The sequence below is a fragment of the Simiduia sp. genome, assembly GCF_058345725.1.
In genome coordinates this window covers 1-3,810 of the sequence record NZ_JBTUOC010000015.1, presented here as the reverse complement: position 1 = coordinate 3,810, position 3,810 = coordinate 1, and the positions used below count along the sequence as shown (strand labels likewise).

Annotated in this window: 4 protein-coding genes; 1 reads left to right on the top strand and 3 read right to left on the bottom strand. The window is 55.9% G+C overall.

Annotation, left to right across the window (positions count from 1 at the left end; translation table 11 throughout):
- Positions 1-439: Vgb family protein (locus ACW8F6_RS03965; protein WP_491574548.1), on the top strand; the 439-nt coding region annotated here is incomplete at its 5' end.
- Positions 440-511: 72 nt separating this feature from the next.
- Here ACW8F6_RS03965 and ACW8F6_RS03960 read toward each other — a convergent pair.
- The 3 genes from ACW8F6_RS03960 to ACW8F6_RS03950 form a co-directional block, all read right to left on the bottom strand.
- Positions 512-1,753 carry an SPFH domain-containing protein gene (locus ACW8F6_RS03960; protein ID WP_491574547.1) on the bottom strand — a complete coding sequence of 414 codons (1,242 nt, stop codon included), beginning with the start codon at positions 1,751-1,753 and terminating at the stop codon, positions 512-514.
- The gene (locus tag ACW8F6_RS03955) at positions 1,750-1,992 is read right to left on the bottom strand and encodes a hypothetical protein (RefSeq protein WP_491574546.1); all 243 of its coding nucleotides are present in this window, start codon (positions 1,990-1,992) and stop codon (positions 1,750-1,752) included. The genes ACW8F6_RS03960 and ACW8F6_RS03955 overlap by 4 nt, the downstream gene beginning before the upstream one ends.
- Positions 1,993-2,211: 219 nt before the next feature.
- The coding region (locus ACW8F6_RS03950) for a M1 family metallopeptidase (RefSeq protein WP_491574545.1) at positions 2,212-3,810 on the bottom strand (1,599 nt) is incomplete at its 5' end.

The window sequence follows — 3,810 nt, the reverse complement described above, 5'->3', positions numbered from 1 at the left end:
GGAGCAGTACCGGGTCAACTACGTGAAGGGCATCGTCACCGAGATCCTCTCGAAGAACGGCCGGTTGTTGGTGCGGCGCTTGGACTTCGCGGAGGACGGTATGCTGTGGTATGTGAATTCCAGTCTGGGGCGCCTGGGGCGTTTTGATACCACTACGGGGAAAGCACAAGAGTGGGCGTCACCCAGTGGGCCGGACGCACACCCCTATGCCATTGCCGTGCTGAACGGCGGCATATGGTACAACGAATCCGGCATGCGGCCCGATACCCTCGTGCGTTTCGATCCAGAGCGGGAGCGTTTTGAGAGTTGGCCGATTCCCTCGGGCGACATTTATTCGGGCATTGTCAGGCATATGCGCGCCACCCGCGAAGGCGATTTGCTGATTCACCAAAGTGCCACCAATCGCATCTTGCGGGTTGAAATTCAGTCTAAGCCCTAGCGAGCCGGCGGCTGCACAGCGCGCTAAGGTGAGTGGTACCCGCGGGTGAGCATCGCGCACCCGCGGAGTCGATCAGTTTTTAACTTTCATATCCAGCGACAGATCCTTAGCCGCTTTGACGCCCATCATTTCGATCAGCGTCATGGCGTTGTCGCCGCCCGAGCCACCCTGGCCCATTTGAATTTCCGGCACCCACTTTTGCTTTTCGACGGCGCTGGCAAAGCGGCCCATGACGCGCTCATAGGTTTCCAGCTTTTGGGCCAGGGCGCCATCGGCTTCCATGACAATGCGCTTGTAGGCGCCGTCACCTTCACCGCGCAAGATTTGCTCTTGCTTGTATTCCACCGCCGCCAGTTTCTTTTGCTCGGCTTCCAGTTTCATCTGGCGGGCAACTTCCACGTTTTTCTCGGCGGTAATGACGGCCACTTCTTTTTCCCGCTGCGCATCTACAATGGCGCGCTCTTTAACCACTTCTTTTTCGTACTTGGCCATCATGACGTTGGCCTTGCCTTGTTCTTCTGAAGTGATGGCGTCTTGCTTGGCGCGCTCGGCGTTGGCTTTAGCCGTGATAATGGCCATGGTGGCCTCGCGCTTGGTGGCAATTTGCTGCAGTGTTTTGGGTTCAAAATCCCAGTCGGTAATTTGGAAGCCATTGACGTCGATGCCGTAATCTTCCAAATCGCTGTTCAAGTGAATGGGCAGACCGTCGTCGCCATAGCTTATGACGGGAATGTTTTTGGTGACGGTTTTACCGGTACTTTCGTCGACCGAAGTGATTTTTTCCAGGCGTGTTTGGAACTTGCCCTGGGATATTTGCTGGCTGGCCCACTGGGTAAAGATACTGCGTTTTTCAGCGTAGGCTTCCTCTGAACTCATCAAGCCGGCTGTGAGGTTCATGCCCTCTTCGGTTACGGATTTAATCAGCTTTTGTGAAACGCCGCGGTTTGAGCGGAAGGCCTTATGCAGGTGTAGCATGGTCTCTTCGTCGTTGGGCAGGGTAAAGCGCGCCTTGCCGTACACGGTGCCGGTGCCGCCGTCCTGGTAGCGAACGGAAATACCCGTTTGATCGATAGACGATTCGTCTTTGCTGGGGGTTTTGTCATAATCGAAGGTCAGCACGTCGTTGTAAACTTCTGTAGAGCCAAACCACTGTGGGTAAATACCGGGTGTAAATTTGACGTAGAGTGTGCCGGTGGGGTACTGGACCACGGTGCGGTGGCCGGCGTCGTTAATACCGAAGGCGGTGACAAAAACCACAAGCAGTGCAACAAAGGCTGCGCCCATGGCGATTAATTTTGTGGGGATTCCATTCATTGGTCGTTTTCCTTCTTATCAGGCGTTTGTTCAGAGGTGAGGTTATCAATTTCGGCATCAATGTCTTTTTGCCGTTGGGTTTCTTTGACAATTTCTTTGTCGATATCTTTCATGTGTGTTTTTAAGCGAGTTTCTTTTAACTCGTCTACTTTCCGGTCTCGTGCCAGGTAGAACCTGAGTTGGCGCAGGAAAATCACCAGCAGCACAATGACGGTGGTAATGAGCACTATTCGAATCATGGTTGACTCCGCAAGCTGTTCGGGCCGGGCAGCCCTGTGTGGGGCGGGTTTAGGTGGGCGGTGTGCCGGTTAGCTTGGCGGCTTTGCATGCCAGGCTGTTGTGGGGCCTCAGGCTGGCATTCTTTCACACTTGCCGAGCCTAGGGAAATGGCGGTGTCGATCAGCGCTTTTGAAGGCAAGCCAAGCGCCCACCGGAGTGTGGGTGCTTGGCGTACGGGTTTAAGGGTTGACGATGGCGTCCATGGTGCCCTGTGCGAGCGGGTGATAACCCGGGCGCGCCTGGGCGTACACGCGCTTGGCAAATGCGGCGCCGGCGTCTGTGGTCATCAGCGCTTTGTACAGCGGCGTGATGAGTTTGCGGCGGCCAATGTGCACTAGGTAGTCCTCCAGGCGCGCGAAGGCCGGCTGATAATTATTGCCGATGGCCATGAGTAACCAGCTGTGGGCGATTTCGTTATTGCGGCTGGCGGTCAAGTTGAACCGCTTATCCAGCTCAGTCATTTGCGCGGCCGACAATTGTGCGGGCATGTTATTTAAAAAATATAACCACTGGTGCACCGTCCAGTTTTTTACGTCGATCTTTTCTATGGACAGCGTTCCGGCGAGCCACTGATCGCGCAGGGCGTCCACTTTGGTGAAGGCATCGGATTCGGGCTCGGGTGCGCCCTCGGGAATGCCAGCTTCATAGATCCACTGCTTAATGCGCGCCATGGAGACTTGCTTGGGGTACTTGCTCACCAAATGCTTTTCCACATAGGCCAGCCATTGTTCCGTGGTAAGGCTCTTGAATTCGAAATCGGCAATGTACTGCTTAAGGTAGGCATCAAAGGCTTTGCGACCGACCTTGTCTTCCAATTCTTTGAGCAGCAGTGCGCCTTTTTCGTAGGGTACGTCCGAGAAGGCATCGTCCGGATCTTTGCCGCGCAAATCAATGGCCAACTGCTGATAGGGCTTGGGTAAATCTTTTAAGTCCGCCACCAAATCCTGGTAGCCCAGCACGCTCTCCATGTTGAAGCGGTCGGTGCCGTAAATAATTTCCATAATGCGGTAGGTGAGGTAAGTGGTGTGACCCTCGTTCAACCACAGGTCGCGCCAGGTGGCGTTGGTGACGGTATTGCCCGACCAGGAGTGCGCCAGCTCGTGGGCAATGAGCGACACCAGGCTTTTATCACCGGCAATTACTGTGGGGGTGATAAAGCTCAGGCGCGGGTTTTCCATGCCGCCGAAGGGGAAGCTGGGCGGTAGAATCAATAGATCGTAACGGCCCCAGCTGTAGGGGCCGTAGGCTTTTTCGGTAGCTATTAACATGGCCTCTGTGTCCTCAAATTCGGCCACGGCGCTGTCGACCATGGAGGGCTCGGCGTAGACGCCGGTGCGTTCACCCATGGCTTTAAATTCTAGATCGCCCACCGCCAGCGCAATCAGGTATGAGGGAATCGCCTGGGGCATGTTAAAGGTGTAGACCCCGGTCTTGGGCGCGTTGGGTGTATTTTCGGCACTCATGACCGCGCGCAACGCCTTGGGGGTGCGCAGGGTGGCGCTGTAGGTGGTGCGCACCTGTGGCGTGTCCTGTAGGGGAATAAAGCTGCGCGCGTGAATGGCCTGGGCTTGAGTGAATAAAAAGGGGTGTTGTTTGCCGGCCGTCTGCGCGGGCGTTAGCCACTGCAGGCCCGAGGCCTCCGGGCTGGTGCGGTATTGCACTTTAATTTGGTCGGCGGATTTTGGCAGCGCGATGCGCAGGGGCTGGCCCATGGCGGGGTCGAGCTTGCCCAGTTGAAAACCGGTTTTCTGCCACTTGCCATCCACCCGGGCACTGGC